This is a genomic window from Acinetobacter sp. I-MWF, assembly GCF_025433935.1.
In the GTDB taxonomy this organism is placed as follows: Bacteria; Pseudomonadota; Gammaproteobacteria; order Pseudomonadales; family Moraxellaceae; genus Acinetobacter; species Acinetobacter guillouiae.
On record NZ_JAMBAR010000001.1, the window covers coordinates 1,013,195 to 1,030,064 of the forward strand.

Here is a 16,870-nt window from a genome sequence, read left to right on the forward strand (position 1 = left end):
ACGATCCCCCCTAAGAATAAAACAAAAGTGCGCCAATCTACTCTAAAAGGTCACATTTGTCAGTAACTTTGTTGGCTTTTTTAGCAGAAAACGTGCCATCTTGATCAAAAAATAAGTGACTGCCCATTCTGCAAGATAAAAGCCCGATGTTTAGATAAACATCAGGCTATTTACTATCGGGGGCTGTCAACATTTCATCTGTAGACTACATCACTGCAAACATAGACTTAGTGCCAATAGCTCGCTCTATATTGTCGCAATTTTAGACAATTACCAAGCTTTTTCTAAGATTGACTTTAAATCTTTAAAGGTTGCTTCTTTCGGATTGAAAATAATTGAGCCGTCATTGAGCGCTTTTTCGGCAACTTCATCCAGCTGTGCTTGAGTAACTTTACCTGTTTCACTCAAGGTACGTGGAAGCTTAGTCAAATGATAGAGACGATCACGCATGGTATTTAACGTTTCTATGGCCTTATCCGCACGCTGGTTTGCAGGGGTCTGTGCGTAAATATCAGCACCAGCAAGTGGCAATAATAGATCGGCAATCTTGTCACCATTCACTTCCTTGTTGTATTCCAAAACATAAGGAAGAAAGAGATTCATACATAAGCCATGAGGCAAATGCGCTACTGCACCTAAAGCATGACCAAGAGAATGCACAATACCAACCATTGAATTAGAAAATGCAATGCCAGCCATTGTTGAAGCTTGAGCAAGTTCTAAGCGGCCTGTTGCATCACTAGGATGATCCAGTACATCAAATAAACTTGTACTGATCTTTTTGATGGCAGCAGTTGCATACGCATCGGAAATTGGATTGGCTGCAATACAGGTATAAGCTTCTACAGCATGTGTCATGGCATCCATCGCTGTCATTGCTGTCAGATGTGGCGGCAATGTTTGGGTCATACGTGGATCAAGAATCGCCGCATGCGGCATTAGGTAATTTGAGGCAAATGCCATTTTCACATTTTTTTGATTGTCTGATACGACCGCAGCCAAGGTCACTTCTGAGCCTGTACCTGATGTCGTAGGAATCACAAAAAAAGGTTTAAGTGGGCGAGGGAGGTTGTGTGCACCTGAATACTTAAGTAAATCATCGCCACCCTCGGAGACTAAAATATTGGCTGTTTTAGAGGTATCAATAACCGAACCGCCACCCACAGCAATAATCGCATCACAGTTATTTTCACGATACGCTTGTGCTGCAGCACGAACTGTTTCAAGGCTTGAATCAGGTGGAACATCATCAAAAATAATGCCAATTTCAATGTCAGTAGATTCAAATGCAGCTTCAAGAGGTGCTAAAAGGTGATTGGCACGCACACCTTTATCGGTGATGATCATTGGGCGTTTAGCGCCTAATGATGCAAGTTCGAAAGGAATATGTTCGAGTGCAGCATGACCAGCAATCACTTTTACAGGACAGAAAAATTCGTAATATGGTTTAGCCATGTGTTAAGCACTCCCTTTTAAATATGATTGGGCAACTTTAAGATAGATATTTGCAGCGCCCGCTAATTTTTCTTTTAAGCTTAATTCTGATGGATATTCTTTTACCGCGAGTTCAGCAACCAGTTTAGGTAAAATTAATGCTTCCATTTTATTCAGACAACGCACTAAACGGATGGCATGTGCCACATCTCCATCAGCGATCATACGGTCATTTGCAAAAGCTTGAGCTGTACTTTCCTGAAATGAAAAGACTAAAAAAGCATGATGAACATGTTTGAAAATAATCGATAGATCAGGCTTAACATCTAAAGATTTAACCAGTTCAAGCTGCTTGTTTTGATTGACTCTGGCAATAAATGAAGCGCCGTTTGGAAAAACTTTCATTGATAATGTAAAACCAACAGGGAGTACAGATACTTCATGTTTAATTTCATCATCAACTTGACTCGCCATGACCAAACCTCTGCCAATCACATCCATCATGAGTTTGACATAGGCTTGTTCTAAAGCGGGTTTGATAGATTTACTTGAAATCACTCGTTAGTCCCTTATATAAAATTGTACTTTTGTTTTAGAGTAATTACTCTAATTTGTTTTCAGATAAAAATAAAGCGATTTATTTGTGAATGACTTCATGGTCATTTGATTTTTTGTCGATAACTTCAATATCACTAAAGTTACCACTCTGTTGAAAATACTCAATCACATCTTTTGATAGTTGCTTGTAATCAGGATAATTTTTAATCAAATCGCAAACACGGACCATTTCCAAACCAGCATAACCACATGGGTTAATGGTATGGAAGCCATCTAAGTTACAATCAATATTTAATGCTAACCCGTGATAACTACGTCCTCTGCGGATTTTAAAGCCCAGTGAACCAATTTTACGTTCGTTGACATAAACACCTGGTGCATCAGCTTTGGCATAGGCATCGACATCATATTTCTTGAGCAGATTGATCATTAAGTGCTCTGCATAAGTGACCAATGTACGCACATTCCATTTCAAGCGATTTAAATCAAACATGAAATAAATCACCATTTGACCAGGACCATGCCAGGTAACTTGTCCACCACGATCTGATTGAACAACAGGGATATCACTGTGCATTAAAATATGTTCAGGTTTGCCTGCTTGTCCCTGAGTCAGTACGTCAGGATGTTGCAAGATCCAAAGCTGATCTGGAGAATTTTCATCACGTTGTTCAGTAAAAGATTTCATTTCCTGAAAACGCTCGGCATAAGGCGTTAAGTCTTGATATTGACGAATAATCAGATGTGGTTTTAGAACAGCATCGTTCACAGACAAGTGCCCTTAAAATATAGAAATCGCTTTAATTATAAAGAAATTTAGTTTGGAAAAGTGAAAGCAATTGCTGATCATTTGCAAATAAGCCAGCAGGGCATATTCCCCGATAAAATCAGGGTGAAAAAAAACACGCCATTGTGGCGTGTTTTTTAATTCATTTCAGCATTACAAGGCAGTACGAATATGTTCGCAAGCAGCAAGGTCAGCATACAAGGCATGCACTTGCTCAAGCTCTTCAAAACGTAATTGAGCTGTAATCGAATGATATTTACCAGTACGTGATGGTTGTACAACAAGTGTCGCTTCATTAAATTCAGGGAAATGTTTTACCAAAATTTCAACTACAGCACCACGTAATTCTTCACCCGCATTACCAATCAATTTAATTGGGTAATCCATTGGAAAAACCCAAAGATCTTCTTGTAATTCGCGAGATGGAGTGCGGTCTAACATTTTTTCACCTCTAATTTATCAACAATGCCTGCATAAGTGCAGGCATTGAGTTTCTCTTAAATACTTAATGGGGTTACTCGATTGATTTTCAAGTCCCGAAAGTATTCATAGATTAAACAAATTCAACTTAGTCATTTTCAAGGAACGAACGTAAGTGTTCTGAACGAGAAGGATGACGAAGTTTACGTAAAGCTTTGGCTTCAATCTGACGAATACGTTCACGTGTTACATCAAACTGTTTACCTACTTCTTCCAAAGTGTGGTCAGTCGGCATGTCGATACCAAAACGCATTTTTAAGACTTTTGCTTCACGTTCAGTTAAGTTTTCAAGTACTTCACGTGTTGCTTCTTTTAAGCCTTCTGAAGTCGCAGCATCGACTGGTGAAGTGATGTTGCTATCTTCAATGAAATCGCCAAGATGAGAATCTTCATCATCACCAATTGGCGTTTCCATAGAAATTGGCTCTTTAGCAATCTTAAGCACCTTACGAACTTTAACTTCGTCCATTTCTAGACGTTCACCTAATTCTTCAGGAGTCGGTTCACGACCCATTTCTTGAAGTAATTGGCGAGATACACGGTTGATCTTGTTAATCGTTTCGATCATATGTACAGGGATACGAATTGTACGTGCTTGGTCCGCGATTGAACGGGTAATCGCCTGACGAATCCACCATGTTGCATAGGTCGAGAACTTATAACCACGACGGTATTCAAACTTGTCTACCGCTTTCATCAAACCAATGTTACCTTCTTGAATTAAATCCAAGAATTGTAAACCACGGTTTGTGTATTTTTTCGCAATTGAAATTACCAAACGTAAGTTGGCTTCAACCATTTCTTTCTTGGCACGACGAGCTTTGGCTTCACCAATCGCCATACGTTTAGAAATGTCTTTAATTTCTTTAACGTTTAGATCAAGGTCTCTTTCAATATCAGCAATCTTTTGTTGGAATGCCAATACATCTGGACGAACTTTTTCTAAATAGCCTTTTAATTCAGCAGGTGCTTTTGCAATTTGTTCATCTAACCAAGCAGGATTTGATTCCTGACCCGGGAACGATGTACGGAACTGTGTACGATCCATACGACCACGACGAACTGCATAACGCATCACTTCACGTTCAGAGGTACGAATTTGTTCGTGCGTGCCACGAATCATCTCTGAAATGATGTCAAATAAACGCGGCGTAAATTTAAACATCATAAACACAGTTGCCAGTGCTTCCATTGCCTCAGTACCTTGAGTACTGTTACGGCCATGTTGCGCAATTGCAACTTTTGCACTGTTCCAAACTGCTTCTAGCTCTTCAAAACGCGCTTTTGCGATTTCAGGATCTGGACCAGATTCACCTTCAGAATCGTCATCACTTTCAGACTCTTCTTCTTCGTCTTCATCATCCAACTTCACTTCTTTAGTCGGTTTTGCAGAACTATCTTCTTCTTCAACGATTACTTCAGCTTCGTCTTCTAAAACTTCTGGAATCACTTCGTCAGATTCAGGATCTAAATAGCCTGATAAAATATCAGCAAGGCGACGTTCGCCAGTTTCATAATCTTTATATTCTTGTAAAACAACTTCTACAGCATTTGGCCAGTATGCAATTGAATGCAAAACGTCACGAATACCTTCTTCAATACGTTTGGCAATACTAATTTCGCCTTCACGTGTTAAAAGTTCAACGGTACCCATTTCACGCATATACATACGTACTGGGTCAGTGGTACGACCTGGCTCATTTTCTACAGAGGCAAGTACTGCAGCAGCTTCTTCTTCTGCAACTTCATCGCCAGCTTCGCTATTCCCTTCGAACATTGCATCGTCAGTTTCAGGTGCACGTTCATGAACTGGAATACCAACGTCTTGAAGCATTTGGATAATGTCTTCAATCTGTTCGCTTTCGGTGATCGAGTCTGGGAGATGATCGTTAACCTCAGCGTAGGTTAAGTAACCTTGTTCTTTGCCTCGGCTAATAAGAGCCGCTACTTGGGAAGTAGGGGAATGCATTTCGCTCATCTTTACTCTCTTCTCGTTGAATCTGTGGCAATGAAAAACCGTGCGTAATCGCACAATCTGTTAAAATATATCTTTGAATAGCTCGCATATTCCATCGGAAGAAATCAGCATAAAACTGTCCGATAAAATATTCAGAATTTAAATTCAATCAAATAGGTGGGGGTGAAATTGTTATTTTCAAGATCATCCCGTGCGATTTCTATTCAGAAAATGTCATAAAATAGTAAGACGCAGGGTGGATTATATCATTACATAAAATAGGGCTCGAAAAAAGCCCAAATTCGCATTTAAATGTAAAAAAAACGGAAAAAACTTGACAAGTTTTCTGAAGACAGATAAATAGCGCCTAGACCCATTCACTTTTTTTCATTATGAGGTAGTTTTAGTGTCTTCTACAGATTTTGAACTAGATGATAACTACGGTGATGATGATGTTAGTTTCGATGAGTCATCAAGCAAAATTAGCGCCAAAGAATCTTTAGAAAAGCGACGTTTGATCGATGATTTACTTGCTCAACGTCGTTTAGAAAAAGATTTAAAAGATTTTGATTATGACATTGATGATGACGATGATTTTGATGACGAAGATTAAAAATTCATTGGGCATGGCGTGGGAAAATGCTATGCTTAAATCTGATACAAATTTACTGGAAACAAAATGAGTGCTTTAGATTTAGACCTACTGAGTGATTATCTAGATGGTGACCAAAATGAATTTGGTCTAGATTTCGCAGCGACTCATGGTTTCTTGTGCGCAATTGCGGTTGGTCCTACTTTTGATAAATGGCTTGATGAGCTATTTGATAATAATCAAAAGAAAGTTCCAGCAGAAATCATTGTACAAATCAAAGCATGGCTTGAAGCGATTCGTCAAAACTTAGCCAATGAAGAAGGAATTACATTTCCTTTTGAAATTGAAGAAGCTGATGTTGAATCAAGCTTAGGCGACTGGAGTGTTGGCTTTGTCGATGCAATGTTCCTGAATGAAGAAGCTTGGTTTGCACCAGAATATGAAGATCAAGTTGTTGATCTCACACTACCAATGATGGTGTTCAGTGGTATTGATGATGAAGATCCTCAAATGGAATCTTTCCGCCGCAACGGCCAGTTAATGGACGAGATTGCTGAAGAAATTCCTGAAAATCTAAATGAAATTTATTTGATGTACCACACACCAAATTAATTTGCGCGTATAAAAAAAAGCATGCTCACTGAAAAGTGGCATGCTTTTTTTGTTGGTGATTTACGCCAATAGTTAAAACCGTGCAAATAATAGGCTACAACCTAAAATAAACAGTAAAAGGCCAATCACACGATTGGTCACCACTTGGCGATCTAAAATTTTATTTCGTATGCTGGGATGTGCACAAAATAAGGCAATCAAGCCAAACCAAACAAAATGACTCAGCGAAATAAACGCACCATAAGCAAAAAGCTGAATGGTCGAATTTCCTGTAGAAGTCATCAGCTGAGCAAATAAACTGATTACAAATAAAGTTGTTTTGGGATTTAGGCTATTGGTTAAAAAACCATGTTTAAACGCTTGCCAGCTACTGATACCAACACCAATTTCATCCAGTTTTATTTTTGCCTGAGTAAATGTTTTATAGCCAAGATAAATTAAATAAGCAGCGCCAATATATTGAATTGTTTGTAAAAGATAGGGCATATGATTTTTTAAAAAACCCAGGCCAAGTAGGCTATAACCCACATGTATCCAAACACCGCAAGCAATACCTAAAGCAGTGCTTAATCCAATATTTCGACCATATAAATAACTGTTTCGTGTCACGATAGCAAAATCAGCGCCAGGACTTATTACTGCCAAGCAGGTGATTAAGATCACAGCAATCATTTCATTCACTCATGTATCCTTTTTTACACAGTTTTAATTATTTTTATATTTTTCATATATTTGTATTGGGTTAAAGCGATAATATTTTGATGAAATGCATGATTTTTTGGAATGTATAGTGCTTGCCGTTGAATTCACTCAAATTTCTCAATCACTCGGAAGTTTTGCTCACATCGAATGTGTGGTGATTTTTTATGATCGCTGTGGTGTATTGTTTACGGTTGGGTGATTTTTATACAATGATGCTATTTATATATGGTGATCGTGTTTCAATTGGTCGGCATTAGTGAAACGGGGAGTATAAGAAAATATAAACAATAGGCTTCTTTTATAAATCCTGTTAAAACCCATAAATCAACAGATAGTGCCTCTCATCCTAGCTTTTCCTCAGCGAGAAAGAACTATCAAGCTTCATTTCGCATGATCATTTTGATTTATGAAAGCTCTAATGTCTTTGTGGTTATTTTTGGAATTCGCTGATTATTTGCCAGACAGCTAATGTTAAGAACATAGAGCTTGGCCAAGCAAATACAAATTTGTCTGCTTGACTCAATGCACACAAATCTCAATGTACACAAATAGTGTGTTTTAATTGAATGCTGGGAGCATAATAATTTTTAGCGTGCTTTTGATTTTTTATAGAAAAAATAAGCAACTAAAATTAAAACAATGATAATGATCACATAGCCCACGCGACTAAAAATTTGTTGCATGAGTTCTATATTGTTTCCAAAATAATAACCGACACATGCAAGAAAAGTGGTCCAGATAATTGTCCCTACGCTGCTATACAGCATAAATTTCCAAAAGGGCATATGACTCATGCCTGCAGGGATACTAATCAAAGAACGAACTGCGGGAACCATTCGCCCAAAGAAAACCACGCGATGTCCATATTTTTCAAACCAATCTAAAGCTTTTTTGACATCTTCTGATTTGATAAAAAGGTATTTACCATAGCGGTCAACCCAATTAAAAATGCTTTGATTTGGGATTTTTCGACCCACCCAATACAACAACGCTGCTGCAACCAATGAACCGATGCTGCCTGCGATAATCACACCCGATAATAATAATTGACCTTTAGATGCAGCAAACCCAGCTGATGGCATAATCACTTCTGAGGGAATCGGCGGGAAAACATTGTCTAAAAACATCAAAAGAGCAATACCAAAGTAACCAAGTTGCTCCATGATCGAAATAATCCAATCAGTCATTTTATATATAAAAATAGGGCGTTATAAACATGGTATGGTTTTCATTTATCAAAATATAGTGAGAATTTGTTGTGTTGTTAAAATATCTAAATAAAAACCGCAGCCAATAAGCTGCGGTTGAGTGAAGCATTTTAAAATTGATTGTGATTAAAGACGTTTGCGTTTTGCTGCAGTAATTTGTGATTGACGCATACGGAAACCTTCTTTTTGTTTCTCAGATGTTTTATCAATACAATATTTGCAAGAAACACCATGTTCATAACTTGGCAACTCGGCTTCTTCAGGAACAAGTGGCCAACCACATGCATGACATTTAATATTTTCGCCTTCTTCCATACCATGGGTCACCGCAGTACGACCATCAAATACGAAACATTCACCTTCCCACATACTTTCATCAGCAGGGGTTTCTTCAAGGTATTTTAAAATACCGCCTTTAAGATGATACACCTCGTTAAAACCTTCTTGAAGCAGTAGCGATGTTGACTTTTCACAACGAATACCGCCTGTACAGAACATCGCAATTTTCTTATCTTTATGCTGTTCAAGTTCTTTTTTTACGTATTCTGGAAATTCACGAAAGGTTTCTGTTTTAGGATCAATCGCGCCTTTAAAAGTACCCGCTTTATATTCATAATCATTACGTGTATCAATCAAAATCACGTCATCACGCGCAATCAGTTCGTTCCATTGTTTTGGATCAAGATAATGCCCAACAAGATCACGAGGTTTGACTTCTACACCTAAAGTTACGATTTCGTTCTTTAGCTTAATCTTCATTTTACGGAATGGCTTTTCATCACTATGTGATTCTTTATATTCCATGCTATTAAAGCCTTCATTCAATAAGAATTGATGAATGACATCAACCGCTTGACGATCGCCAGCAACAGTTCCGTTAATTCCTTCACCTGCAATAATGAGAGTACCGCAAAGGTTGATGGTTTTTACCAAGTCTAAAAGACGTTGTTGAAGATCAGCAGGATCTTGAACTTCTTTGAATTGATAAAGTGCTGCAACAACCCAACCAGAGGTCGCTTGCTGTTCTACAGGTGCAAGCTGTTCTACAGTAGCGTTCATGGAGTACTCCAAATATTTAAGATAGAATAAAATTTAAGGCGCATATTTTAGCGTGATTTACATGAATATGCGAGAAAACCCTAGTCTTTGTAGTGTTTTTTTATTCCCTGAAAAAAATATGGGTTTTTATACTAAATATAGTGCTTTAAAATATTTTATATACCATATATAGTATTGCGAAATGATTATTTCGTGCCGAAAAAGTGTGTCACATCGTTGATGTAAGGAGTAAATTTTGAGTAACGAACGTCGGATACCCACCTTAACGCCATGCGCTGGTCGTTGTTCAACGGTATTTGGTGATTCTGTTTGTCGTGGTTGCCGTCGTTTTAATCATGAAGTGATCCAATGGAATACATATGATTCAGCGCAACGTTTAGCCGTTTGGAAGAGGCTGGATGCACAGCTCGATCAAATTTTAATTCCGATGCTACCTTTTGCTGATTTAAGACATATTGAAGGTTTTATTTTGGGTAAACGTATACGAGTGATGGATTCTGCTTCTAAAGGGCGCAAGTTGTATCATGCATTAAAAATTTGTGAAAAAAATAAACATCTCGCAGAAGAGAGTGGTTTGGGAATTCAAGCGAAACAGGTAAAACCGCTTTGGGATGAGTTTGAACGTCGTGTATTGGCATTGGCCAATGCCAGTTATGATTTCGCATGGTTACGTGCAGACGGTATTCGTCAAAGTATTTTACATTTGGAAGATGTTTAAACTCAGTTTCTTCAATGATTTATTATTCATCAGCTTGATACTTTTGGCTATTTAATTTTAATCAGTGTCACTTATAAAAAATTAAAACAAAAACTGACGCTGTCATTTCATTGCACGTTAACCAAAACATCTAATCAATATTAAAAAGCCAGTCCATAGATTTGAACTGGCTTTTTAACTCTGTCTAAATATTAATGACTTAAAATATTTTCTTAGACATTGTGTTTTAAACGATACTGAACCAATTCTTCAATGGTAATCAGCGTTAAATGATGCGTTTGTGCATATGCTAAAACTTGAATGCCTGAAGCCATTGTTCCATCAGGATTGGTCACTTCACATAACACACCAGCGGGTTTTAAACCGGCTAAACGTGCCAAATCAATAGAACCTTCTGTATGTCCACGACGGGTTAATACACCACCATTACGACCACGCAATGGAAAAACATGACCAGGGCGATTCAGATCACTTGCGACAGCACCTGTTTTAATTGCAGCATGAATAGTGGTGGTACGGTCTTTTGCAGAAACGCCTGTTGTTACACCTTGTGCTGCTTCGATGGTAATGGTAAAAGCCGTTTTAAATTGACTTGAATTGTCCTGAACCATCGGTGGGAGTTCAAGGTGATCTGCTAGATCATCGGTAATGGTTAAGCAGACAATACCTGAACCATCACGAATCATACGTGCCATGGTTTCAACATTGAGGGTTTCTGCTGCAACAATTAAATCTGCTTCATTTTCACGATCAAAATCGTCCATGACCAAAACAGGTTTGCCTTGGCGCATATCTTCGATTGCTTGTTCGATACGTTGGTCTGCAGGGGATAGTGCAGAAAAGAAAATTTCGGGTTGAATTAAACTAGACATTGAAACGCTCTCGTAAAGTTAAAATACGGTTGAACATTTCAGGACATTTGAAATAGTGGCGTTACAAAACCTTTTCCAATAGCGAATATTGAATTTTTTAAGCTGTGACGTCGTCTTCTTTCATCCGGACTATACCGTCGGCTTTGGCATTTCACCAAATCTGCGAATCACAATTAAGCGTGATAAGCTCGTGGGCTGTTGGCTCAGGATTGAAAATCCGTCCAATTTACCACCGGTGGGGAATTACACCCCGCCCTGAAGCGATGTGCATTTATTATAGACACTTTTTTACTAAATGGATGCTTTTTTTTAGAATGATCAGTACTATAGATAGAACAATAGTTGCTATAGAAAATAATTAAACTTTTACATTTAAAAGAATATTTGTGGTCATAGTGATCAACAAATAGCAAAGCATAAAATAAGGAGACTCAGCTTGATCACGATTCAGCAAGATGTCTATTCATGGCGTAATGATGACTTTGTTAAACACTTACAGGTTTTAGGATTTGCTCTAATTGCAGTTAGTATTTTATATCTGACCGCTGCAAATTGGTTTATGTTGCCTCAGTTTTTTCAATTGGCAATTCCACAACTTTTTTTGTTACTCAGTGCTGTAGCCAGTATTTTTTTAGTTCAGCATGATTATTTAGTCCAGTGTTTGCATACAATAAGTGGCTTGATGATTGGTTTAAGTTTGGCTGTCATTGGTCAAATTTATCAAACAGGAGCAGATAGTTATTTACTATTTTTAATCTGGTCTATTTTATTACTGCCGTGGTTGTATCGTCCGAATATTGGTGTTTTTACATTGCTCTGTATTGTCAGCCAACTCACTTTATTTTTGTTTTTTAAACAAACATTTTGGGCTGATGAATATCCTGTCACATTTTTATTTAGCTTAAATCTCCTTTCATTATTTCAGTTTTATTTTTGTCTTCGTTGTTATCAAAAGCTGCGTTATCTCTTTGTTTTATGGTTTGGCATTCTTTCAATTTGGCATATGGTGCTATTTTTATATGGCGACAGTAATTTAGCATTCGCCACAGCCATGGTTTTTACATGGATAGACCTTAAGATCGCTTATTTAATATCATCATTTTTTCTACTTTCTGTCGCATTAACTTATTTTTATCGAAAAAGAGATCAGTTATGTAGTGTGCTTTCAGCAGTAGGTTTAGGGATTACGTTTACGCTGGTGATTTTCAAATGGATGAATAGTCTGTTTCGTGAATCCGAAGTGCTCGGATTATTTTCAATTGCACTAGTGGTTTTCGCTTGGTTTGCATTGATTACTTTTTTATTGATTAAGTTTATCCCACAAAACAAATTTAACAATATTCCTATTGCAGTGGGTGCATGGATTGCAGGTGTTTTATTGGCATCATTGATGCTGACATTTTGGGGCAATTTTTCCTTGATCATGGGGGCCATTTTTGTGGTATTGGCTGCCTTTATTTTAAGAAGCAAACAAGCTTTATTTTTAAGGCAGTTTGCTTATTGTATATGGGTCGCAGGGCAAAATGCTGTGATTTTCCACACGTTTGAATTAACTGACCAATTCTTTCCAATTTTCTTTATTCAATTTGCCATGCTGTGTCTCAGTTATTTTATTCGCAGCCATTGGTTCTTTATTTTTATCCAACTATTTGCCTTATATTTATCAGGTATTGCGTTGATTTGGGATTTAAACGTTCTGCTTGGATTACATCGTTTTGTTGAAAGCTTTTCATTTCTGCTCTTGCTAAGTTATGGGTTTTATCTCGTAATGATTTGGGTGCATCGTATTCAACCCAGTCAATATCAACGCAGTTTAGCATTGGCTAATTTATTGATTATCCTTTCATCTTTGGGTTTTTATACACTATTTGGACAATATGAATTAGAGAAAATTAGATACCTTCCTATTCTCAGCTTGGGGCTACCTATTTTGTGGTTGGCTTTGTTTATGGTGTTGAGGATTCGCAATCAATTTAGCTTGATTGCTCAATTGATTTTATTGGCTTTTGCTGCAGTACTGATATTTTATGGCTATTTTGAAATTTTTATTTGTATCACCATACTTTCATGGGCATTGTCACAGCACGATAAGATTGTCTATGGTTTTGCTTTAGTGACTTTGGCGTTAACCTTATGCTTTATTTACTACGCGTTGAATGTCAGCTTCCTTGTTAAAAGTCTAAATATTTTTAGCTCAGGATTAATTTTGTTAGTACTGACTTGGGTGCTGCATAAATTCCAATCAAAAGAGGGGATAAATACATGAAAAAATTCATTCCTCTTTGTCTTGCTTTAAGCTGTATTGTTCTTTTTCTAGGCATCATTTTTAAGAATGAACAGCATCTGAAGAATAGTCAGAGTATATATGTCGACTTACAACCTGTTGATCCACGTTCATTAATACAAGGTGATTATATGGTGCTGAGTTATCAACTTTACTTTGCACCGCAAAAGCAAAATCGGGGCGATCAGAACAATGTAGATCCAAGTGATAGTGATGAAAATCATATTTTTTCGGGGCATTATTTTGATCAAGTGATTGAAAATAAGCCTTCGGTTACGGCTTATGTTGAATTGGATCAACAGAAAAAGGTGGCACATACTTATTTTGAAAAACCTAAAGATGCGCAAACTGTAAAATTGATTTTGAAAAACCCTGATAATCGGCATAGATCACTTTATCCTGCATCCAATAGCTTTTTATTTGCAGAAGGTTTAGCTGAATGTTATCAGCAAGCAAAATATGCTGAGTTTAAGGTGGATCAGCAGGGCAATGCGATTCTTGCATCTTTACGAGGAGAGCATTTACAAGATCTGGAGTGTGAGAATAAACAACGTTGGCGTGATGGATTTCGTTCTGTAGATAAATCGTCATATGTAGAGTAAGCATAAAAAAACCCGCAACATTGCGGGTCTTGAATCATCTGCGTGCAATTATGCAACTTGAACAGGGATACAGTTTGCTGTGTGATTTACTGTATTGTCTGGATTTGCATATACAAGACGTGGTTTATGCGCATCAGCTTCAGCATTGGTAAAATCACCAAATGTGGCAATAATCATTAAATCACCAACATCAGCTTGAAGTGCAGCGCCACCATTGACTGAAATGATGCCTGAACCTTCTTCGCCACGAATCGCATAGGTTGTAAAGCGCTTACCATTAGTCACGTTCCACATATGAATTTCTTCATATTCACGGATACCAGCTAAATCCAAAAGAATACCGTCGATTGCACAAGAACCTTCATAATGTAATTCTGCTTGTGTAACAACACAACGATGGATTTTTGCTTTTAATAAACGAGATAGCATGATTTGCGTCTCCAGAGTAGCCCTTACAATTGTTATCTTGTGTTGAATCAACAATTTTCAATAGGGGGATGCATTTGAAAGCGCATTTTGCTCTTAAAAATGAATCATGGCAAGAAAAATTGTTGAACAAAGAACATAAAATTTAGGTTTAAATTATGCTTTATAAGCATTGATTTGATTCATTGCTTGCTGAATCTCACCATTAACCAATAATTTTGTTTTGCCTAAAGCATGGTGTATTGCATCATCCATTAAAGTCTGTTCACTGCTTGGTGCTTTACCAAGTACATGTCCTGAAACTTTTTCTTTAGCGCCGGGATGACCAATACCAATACGTAAGCGATGAAAATTAGAACCAATATGAGGAACAATGTCACGTAGACCATTGTGACCACCATGTCCACCGCCAGTTTTTAAACGAATGACGCCCGGATTCATATCCAGTTCATCATGAGCGATGAGAATTTCTTCTGGTTTAATTTGGTAGAATTTTGCAAAGGGAACAACACTTTGACCAGAAAGGTTCATAAATGTTGTGGGCAATAGTAGACGAACATCTTGTCCTTCAATATTACCGCGACCACTGATTCCTTTATACTTTGAATCAGTTTTTAATGTAATACCATATTGTTCTGCAAGGCGTTCGACGAACCAAAAGCCTGCATTATGGCGGGTTTGGGCATATTCAGAACCTGGATTACCCAAACCAATAATCAGTGAAAGTTTACTCACTCATTTACACCATTTAACACTTATGCGCGTTTAAAGTCAGCGTGCATTGGTGTGTTTTTAGCTGGGTGACGTTGTAAAGCTTGAATTTTAACGCTTTCAACTTTACCTTCGATGTTAAGATCGATAACTTCTTCAAAGAAAGAGTTGTTTTCTAAAGCTTTAACAAGCTCGCGAAGTTCTAAAGTAACCGCTACAGGTTCAGCAGAACCACCATAGATGATTGCTGGAACTTTATTTTGAAGACGAAGGCGGCGGCTCGAACCTTTCCCTTGAACTGCTTCTTCACGTGCTACTGCATTTAATACGAAGTTTGCCATGATGACATTTCCTCATTGAGTGTAATTGACTGAACTTTCGACCAGCCCAGTGATATAAAGCCCTACCAAAGAGTAGGGCTTTGAAAATTTGGCGCTATTATAGATAAGAATCGAACATTGCGCTAATAGATTCTTCGTTGTTAATACGACGAATTGTTTCAGCAACCATACTTGCTACTGAAACTTGGCGAATCTTACCAAGTTTTAATGCTTCATCTGAAAGTGGAATTGTGTCAGTAACAACCAATTCATCAATTACAGATTTGCTTAAATTTTCGAGTGCTTTACCTGATAGTACAGGGTGCGTTGCATAAGCAACCACTTTACGAGCACCAAAAGTTTTTAGTGCGTCGGCAGCTTTACACAAAGTACCAGCTGTATCAACCATGTCATCAACAATCACACAGTCACGATCACGTACATCACCAATCAAATGCATCACTTGTGATTCATTGGCTTTTTGACGACGTTTATCAATGATTGCAAGGTCGATATCACCCATTTGTTTTGCAACAGCACGTGCACGAACAACACCACCAACGTCAGGTGAAACCACCATCAAGTTATGATGTTGTTGTTGACGTAAGTCAGCAAGCAAAGCAGGTGTACCGTAGATGTTATCTACAGGAATATCAAAGAAACCTTGGATTTGGTCAGCATGCAAGTCGATCATTACAACACGGTCAATCCCCACAGTGGTGAGCATGTCTGCTACAACTTTTGCAGTAATTGGAACACGAGTTGAACGAGGACGACGGTCTTGGCGTGCATAACCGAAGTATGGAATTACAGCAGTAATACGACCAGCACTTGCACGACGCAAAGCATCTGCCATTACTAAGATTTCCATAAGGTTATCATTCGTAGGGGCACAAGTGGGCTGTACGATAAACACGTCTTTACCACGCACATTTTCAGTAATTTCGACAGTGATTTCACCATCAGAAAATTTACCTACAGCAGCAGCTCCCAGAGGGATGTGCAAATGGCTAACGACTTTTTGGGCGAATTGTGGATGCGCAGTTCCACTAAAAACGACAAGATTGGGCATGAAGCACCCTTGGCGGTTGGCAGATTTGAATTAGATGGCAGGGGCGGCTGGATTCGAACCAACGGATGCCGAGATCAAAACCCGGTGCCTTACCACTTGGCGACGCCCCTAATGCGGCAGAATTTTAGTGTTTTTGCATGTCTCTGTCAAGGTAAATCAACATTAAATACAAATTACTACGTTCTGTCTTTTTTGAGAAAATGGCAGGGGCGGCTGGATTCGAACCAACGGATGCCGAGATCAAAACCCGGTGCCTTACCACTTGGCGACGCCCCTAATTTGATGTTGTATTTAATGGCAGGGGCGGCTGGATTCGAACCAACGGATGCCGAGATCAAAACCCGGTGCCTTACCACTTGGCGACGCCCCTAAAATACAACGATCTACAGATGAAAAATGATGGCAGGGGCGGCTGGATTCGAACCAACGGATGCCGAGATCAAAACCCGGTGCCTTACCACTTGGCGACGCCCCTA

18 protein-coding genes, 4 tRNA genes and 1 riboswitch are annotated in these 16,870 nt (G+C 38.3%); of the genes, 5 read left to right on the forward strand and 17 right to left on the reverse strand.

What is annotated here, in order from left to right:
* Positions 1-270: 270 nt before the first annotated feature.
* The 5 genes from M2R48_RS04800 to rpoD form a co-directional block, all read right to left on the reverse strand.
* Positions 271-1,455 carry an iron-containing alcohol dehydrogenase gene (locus M2R48_RS04800; RefSeq protein ID WP_262085257.1) on the reverse strand — a complete coding sequence of 395 codons (1,185 nt, stop codon included), beginning with the start codon at positions 1,453-1,455 and terminating at the stop codon, positions 271-273.
* A gap of 3 nt (positions 1,456-1,458) precedes the next feature.
* Positions 1,459-1,992, reverse strand: a complete 534-nt coding sequence (locus M2R48_RS04805) for a hypothetical protein (RefSeq protein WP_004819586.1) — start codon at positions 1,990-1,992, stop codon at positions 1,459-1,461.
* A gap of 79 nt (positions 1,993-2,071) precedes the next feature.
* Positions 2,072-2,761, reverse strand: coding sequence for a lipoyl(octanoyl) transferase LipB (gene lipB / locus M2R48_RS04810; protein ID WP_262085258.1), 690 nt, complete (start codon positions 2,759-2,761; stop codon positions 2,072-2,074).
* Between the two features lie 171 nt (positions 2,762-2,932).
* Positions 2,933-3,220: a YbeD family protein gene (locus tag M2R48_RS04815; protein ID WP_004722529.1), complete on the reverse strand. Its 288-nt coding sequence runs from the start codon at positions 3,218-3,220 to the stop codon at positions 2,933-2,935.
* Between the two features lie 127 nt (positions 3,221-3,347).
* On the reverse strand, positions 3,348-5,291 hold the full coding sequence (rpoD, locus tag M2R48_RS04820; RefSeq protein WP_262085260.1) for an RNA polymerase sigma factor RpoD: 1,944 nt from the start codon (positions 5,289-5,291) through the stop codon (positions 3,348-3,350).
* 331 nt (positions 5,292-5,622) lie between these two features.
* Here rpoD and M2R48_RS04825 point away from each other — a divergent pair, with 331 nt between their 5' ends.
* Positions 5,623-5,829 (forward strand): PA3496 family putative envelope integrity protein, encoded by a 207-nt coding sequence (locus M2R48_RS04825; protein ID WP_004722524.1) that lies wholly within the window; start codon positions 5,623-5,625, stop codon positions 5,827-5,829.
* 66 nt (positions 5,830-5,895) lie between these two features.
* The gene (locus M2R48_RS04830) at positions 5,896-6,420 is read left to right on the forward strand and encodes a YecA family protein (protein ID WP_004722523.1); all 525 of its coding nucleotides are present in this window, start codon (positions 5,896-5,898) and stop codon (positions 6,418-6,420) included.
* A gap of 72 nt (positions 6,421-6,492) precedes the next feature.
* Here M2R48_RS04830 and M2R48_RS04835 read toward each other — a convergent pair whose 3' ends face one another.
* The 3 genes from M2R48_RS04835 to M2R48_RS04845 all read right to left on the reverse strand — a co-directional run bounded on the left by M2R48_RS04835 (position 6,493) and on the right by M2R48_RS04845 (position 9,389).
* Positions 6,493-7,101: a LysE family translocator gene (locus M2R48_RS04835; RefSeq protein ID WP_262085261.1), complete on the reverse strand. Its 609-nt coding sequence runs from the start codon at positions 7,099-7,101 to the stop codon at positions 6,493-6,495.
* 608 nt (positions 7,102-7,709) lie between these two features.
* Entirely contained in the window at positions 7,710-8,285 is a 576-nt protein-coding gene (locus M2R48_RS04840; RefSeq protein WP_262087446.1) for a DedA family protein, read from the reverse strand.
* A 171-nt stretch (positions 8,286-8,456) separates the two neighbouring features.
* Positions 8,457-9,389, reverse strand: a complete 933-nt coding sequence (locus M2R48_RS04845; protein WP_262085262.1) for a rhodanese-related sulfurtransferase — start codon at positions 9,387-9,389, stop codon at positions 8,457-8,459.
* A 235-nt stretch (positions 9,390-9,624) separates the two neighbouring features.
* Here M2R48_RS04845 and M2R48_RS04850 point away from each other — a divergent pair, with 235 nt between their 5' ends.
* Positions 9,625-10,107 carry a DUF1289 domain-containing protein gene (locus M2R48_RS04850; protein ID WP_004722515.1) on the forward strand — a complete coding sequence of 161 codons (483 nt, stop codon included), beginning with the start codon at positions 9,625-9,627 and terminating at the stop codon, positions 10,105-10,107.
* A 212-nt stretch (positions 10,108-10,319) separates the two neighbouring features.
* On the opposite strand, the gene ribB is transcribed toward M2R48_RS04850, so the two are convergent.
* Positions 10,320-10,979: a 3,4-dihydroxy-2-butanone-4-phosphate synthase gene (gene ribB / locus M2R48_RS04855; protein ID WP_004819596.1), complete on the reverse strand. Its 660-nt coding sequence runs from the start codon at positions 10,977-10,979 to the stop codon at positions 10,320-10,322.
* Positions 10,980-11,087: 108 nt separating this feature from the next.
* Positions 11,088-11,245: riboswitch (FMN riboswitch) on the reverse strand.
* 170 nt (positions 11,246-11,415) lie between these two features.
* On the opposite strand from ribB, the gene M2R48_RS04860 reads away from it, so the two are divergent.
* Positions 11,416-13,245, forward strand: a complete 1,830-nt coding sequence (locus M2R48_RS04860) for a DUF2157 domain-containing protein (RefSeq protein WP_262085263.1) — start codon at positions 11,416-11,418, stop codon at positions 13,243-13,245.
* Complete coding sequence (locus tag M2R48_RS04865; protein WP_262085265.1) at positions 13,242-13,865, forward strand: GDYXXLXY domain-containing protein; 624 nt, start codon at positions 13,242-13,244, stop codon at positions 13,863-13,865. The genes M2R48_RS04860 and M2R48_RS04865 overlap by 4 nt, the downstream gene beginning before the upstream one ends.
* A 48-nt stretch (positions 13,866-13,913) precedes the next feature.
* Here M2R48_RS04865 and panD read toward each other — a convergent pair whose 3' ends face one another.
* From panD to M2R48_RS04905, 8 genes are all read right to left on the reverse strand, one after another.
* Positions 13,914-14,294 (reverse strand): aspartate 1-decarboxylase, encoded by a 381-nt coding sequence (panD, locus tag M2R48_RS04870; RefSeq protein ID WP_004722504.1) that lies wholly within the window; start codon positions 14,292-14,294, stop codon positions 13,914-13,916.
* A 153-nt stretch (positions 14,295-14,447) separates the two neighbouring features.
* A complete protein-coding gene (gene pth / locus M2R48_RS04875) occupies positions 14,448-15,026 on the reverse strand; it encodes an aminoacyl-tRNA hydrolase (protein ID WP_004722502.1) in 579 nt (192 codons plus the stop codon).
* Between the two features lie 20 nt (positions 15,027-15,046).
* Complete coding sequence (rplY, locus tag M2R48_RS04880) at positions 15,047-15,343, reverse strand: 50S ribosomal protein L25 (RefSeq protein WP_004722499.1); 297 nt, start codon at positions 15,341-15,343, stop codon at positions 15,047-15,049.
* Between the two features lie 97 nt (positions 15,344-15,440).
* Positions 15,441-16,394, reverse strand: a complete 954-nt coding sequence (locus tag M2R48_RS04885; RefSeq protein WP_004722497.1) for a ribose-phosphate pyrophosphokinase — start codon at positions 16,392-16,394, stop codon at positions 15,441-15,443.
* 35 nt (positions 16,395-16,429) lie between these two features.
* Positions 16,430-16,504, reverse strand: a tRNA-Gln gene (locus M2R48_RS04890).
* Between the two features lie 91 nt (positions 16,505-16,595).
* A tRNA-Gln gene (locus M2R48_RS04895) sits at positions 16,596-16,670 on the reverse strand.
* 19 nt (positions 16,671-16,689) lie between these two features.
* Positions 16,690-16,764: transfer RNA gene (locus M2R48_RS04900), tRNA-Gln, on the reverse strand.
* A gap of 30 nt (positions 16,765-16,794) precedes the next feature.
* A tRNA-Gln gene (locus M2R48_RS04905) sits at positions 16,795-16,869 on the reverse strand.
* Position 16,870: the final 1 nt, after the last annotated feature.

Bases quoted from the DNA above. Each gene is read 5' to 3' on its own strand.
- rplY (WP_004722499.1), bottom strand. From the start codon at position 15,343: ATGGCAAACTTCGTATTAAATGCAGTAGCACGTGAAGAAGCAGTTCAA.
- M2R48_RS04885 (WP_004722497.1), bottom strand. From the start codon at position 16,394: ATGCCCAATCTTGTCGTTTTTAGTGGAACTGCGCATCCACAATTCGCC.
- ribB (WP_004819596.1), bottom strand. From the start codon at position 10,979: ATGTCTAGTTTAATTCAACCCGAAATTTTCTTTTCTGCACTATCCCCT.
- M2R48_RS04800 (WP_262085257.1), bottom strand. From the start codon at position 1,455: ATGGCTAAACCATATTACGAATTTTTCTGTCCTGTAAAAGTGATTGCT.
- M2R48_RS04840 (WP_262087446.1), bottom strand. From the start codon at position 8,285: ATGGAGCAACTTGGTTACTTTGGTATTGCTCTTTTGATGTTTTTAGAC.
- M2R48_RS04845 (WP_262085262.1), bottom strand. From the start codon at position 9,389: ATGAACGCTACTGTAGAACAGCTTGCACCTGTAGAACAGCAAGCGACC.
- panD (WP_004722504.1), bottom strand. From the start codon at position 14,294: ATGCTATCTCGTTTATTAAAAGCAAAAATCCATCGTTGTGTTGTTACA.
- M2R48_RS04815 (WP_004722529.1), bottom strand. From the start codon at position 3,220: ATGTTAGACCGCACTCCATCTCGCGAATTACAAGAAGATCTTTGGGTT.
- M2R48_RS04865 (WP_262085265.1), top strand. From the start codon at position 13,242: ATGAAAAAATTCATTCCTCTTTGTCTTGCTTTAAGCTGTATTGTTCTT.
- M2R48_RS04830 (WP_004722523.1), top strand. From the start codon at position 5,896: ATGAGTGCTTTAGATTTAGACCTACTGAGTGATTATCTAGATGGTGAC.